Annotated in this window: 2 protein-coding genes and 4 tRNA genes; 5 read left to right on the top strand and 1 reads right to left on the bottom strand. The window is 49.3% G+C overall.

What is annotated here, in order from left to right:
* From ACTHSP_RS19250 to ACTHSP_RS19270, 5 genes are all read left to right on the top strand, one after another.
* A partial coding sequence (locus ACTHSP_RS19250; protein ID WP_440346701.1) for a cation:proton antiporter domain-containing protein occupies positions 1 to 1359 on the top strand: 1359 nt, incomplete at its 5' end.
* 69 nt (positions 1360 to 1428) lie between these two features.
* A tRNA-Val gene (locus ACTHSP_RS19255) sits at positions 1429 to 1504 on the top strand.
* A 33-nt stretch (positions 1505 to 1537) separates the two neighbouring features.
* Positions 1538 to 1614 (top strand) — tRNA-Asp (locus ACTHSP_RS19260).
* 39 nt (positions 1615 to 1653) lie between these two features.
* Positions 1654 to 1729 (top strand) — tRNA-Val (locus tag ACTHSP_RS19265).
* Between the two features lie 32 nt (positions 1730 to 1761).
* Positions 1762 to 1838 (top strand) — tRNA-Asp (locus ACTHSP_RS19270).
* Positions 1839 to 2127: 289 nt separating this feature from the next.
* Here ACTHSP_RS19270 and dacB read toward each other — a convergent pair.
* Positions 2128 to 2859 (bottom strand): D-alanyl-D-alanine carboxypeptidase/D-alanyl-D-alanine endopeptidase (dacB, locus tag ACTHSP_RS19275; protein ID WP_440346702.1); only part of this gene is annotated, 732 nt, incomplete at its 5' end.

Below are 2859 nucleotides of genomic sequence, written 5' to 3' on the forward strand. Positions count from 1 at the left end.
CTGGTTGCCAAACGCAAATCGTCCGAACTCTTCATGATCAATGTTTTGCTGGTTACTTTGGGCGTGGCCTATCTGACAGAGCTTGAAGGCCTGTCTATGGCATTGGGCGCATTCGTCGCCGGCATGTTGCTTTCCGAAACCGAATACCGCATTCAGGTAGAAGACGACATCCGTCCATTCCGCGATATCCTGCTGGGCTTCTTCTTCATTACCGTCGGCATGAAGCTGGATATTCAGGCACTGATCGGCAACTGGCAGCAAATCCTGATTTTGTTGGCAATCTTGTTGGTCTTGAAAGCACTGGTCGTCTTCATCATCGCTTTACGCATGAAAAACCCTGTGGGCGACAGCCTCAAAAGTGCGCTTTATTTGGCACAAGGCGGCGAGTTCGGCTTCGTGATGCTGGCCATTTCCAGCAAAATCAATATGGTTTCGCCCGAATTGGAACAAGCAGCCACTGCAGCCGTCTTGCTCTCCATGATTGCCGCGCCATTCATTTTGGGCAGCAGCGATGCCATCGTCAGTCGCTTCGTTAAATCCGACTGGGACATGAAAGCCTTGGACTTACACTCTATGCTGGTGGAAACCATGAGCAAATCCGAACACGTCCTGATTATCGGTTTCGGACGCGGCGGTCAATCGGTTGCCCGTGTATTGGCGCAAGAAGGCATCCCCTACTTTGCCCTTGACTTGGACATTGCCCGCGTACAAGTGGCACGCAACGCAGGCGAACCGGTTTCCTTTGGCGATGCCAAACGCCGCGAAGTCTTGGAAGCCGCCGGCTTGGGACGCGCCAAAATGGTGGTCATCACGCTGAACAATATGCACGAAACCCAACATGTTCTCGGCAACATTATGTCCATGCATCCGAGCATGCCGGTTTATGTTCGCGCCACCAATGACGATTACGTTAAAACCTTTACCGAAATGGGTGCGGAAGAAACTGTCTCCGATACCAAAGAAACCAGCTTGGTACTGGCAAGCTATGCCATGTTGGGCCACGGCCTCTCCTACAACCATGTTTATCAAACCATAACCCACATCCGTCACAGCCGCTATGCATCTTTACAAGACTTATTTGTCGGCAGTGATGATGACAGCTTCTCCGACGAGGACAGCAAGGCCGTCTGCCGCCATGCCTTCCCATTGCAAGGCAAGGCACACGCCATCGGTAAAACCATCCGTGAATTGCCATTGGCAGCGCATTATCTGAAACTATTGTTTATCCGCCGCAATACTGGAAAAATCCAGGACCTTGACCCTGATTTTGTTCTGGAACCCGGCGACATTTTGGTTGTCGCAGGCAAGCAGGAAGAAATTATTTCCTTTGAAAACTGGTGCTTGCAGGGAGATATCTAATTATTGGCAAATAAATCTTGCGCGCATCAGGATTTTTTGGTTTAATAGCGTCTTCGCAATTTTTCGCATGGGTGATTAGCTCAGTTGGTAGAGCGTCTGCCTTACAAGCAGAATGTCGGCGGTTCGACTCCGTCATCACCCACCAAGTTTCTTTTTCATTGTCTTTGACAGTGGATGCGCGGTGGTAGCTCAGTTGGTTAGAGTACCGGCCTGTCACGCCGGGGGTCGCGGGTTCGAGCCCCGTCCGCCGCGCCATTATTTAGAAATGCTGATTCCTCAGTATCTCCCTTTTTCGGGTGATTAGCTCAGTTGGTAGAGCGTCTGCCTTACAAGCAGAATGTCGGCGGTTCGACTCCGTCATCACCCACCACTTTCCTTTTCATTGTCTCTGGCAATGGATGCGCGGTGGTAGCTCAGTTGGTTAGAGTACCGGCCTGTCACGCCGGGGGTCGCGGGTTCGAGCCCCGTCCGCCGCGCCATCAAGTTAAAAATAAAAAATACCGGTTTTTACCGGTATTTTTTTCGTCTATACCCTATCCTTTTTATAAAAAATCGAGCTTTTTAAATAGTATAAACAGGACAGCACAATAAAGCAGACATATGGTTTAAATCCTGAAAGACCATATATTTCAAGCTGATTCACACCAAACGCTTATTCATCAAATCCCTAGATCATCTTCCAAAATAGACATAGATACTTACCTCCCCTTCTTACACAAAGGCCGTCTGAAAACGTCAATACATTTTCAGACGGCCTTTTTTAGCTTATCAAGCCTGATACCTAATCATGCAGGAAGCCTTAGCATCAATCCAATGATCTCCGCCCGGCTGAACAATTTTAGACACCAGCTTATCCAAGTCGCGTAAATAATCGGTTGATTTTTGGCTGTTGATAATCACGACAACCAGCAACGGCTTTTCGCCCAACCAATACCCTGCCAATGCGCGGACATCTTTAAGCGTACCGGTTTTGAGGCGCAGGTTTTCACCGGGCTGTTTCAAGCGTGTTTTAAGCGTACCGTCTTTACCGGCAATCGGCAGCGTACTGATAAACTCGTTTTTAAACGGGCTGAAGTAGGCTTTTTCCAACATTTGCGCCATCATGCGCGCATTGAGTCGTTCGACGCGAGACAGGCCTGAGCCGTTTTCCAACACCAGCCCTTCCGTATTGATACCTGCAACCGCCAGCTCGCTTTTTACAATAGAGGCAGCCTTGGCCTGCGCCAGCTTGTAATCAGACATGTTTCCGGCAAATTTAAGGAAAACCGAACGGGCAATCAGATTATTGGAATGCTTGTTCATATCGGTGAGGATATCGGTAAGCGGTTTGGATTGATGGCTTGCCAACACATGCGCATCATGAGGCGCGACACCTGTCGTCAGGCCGTCTGAAACCGTACCGCCTTGTTGACGCCATTGGTTCACAAAACTTTTGCCGACATATTCTTTCATGCTGTACATATTCAGATACAGCTCTTTGCCCAAGCAGCTTTCCGGCAG

This window comes from Neisseria sp. P0001.S005 (assembly GCF_051963715.1).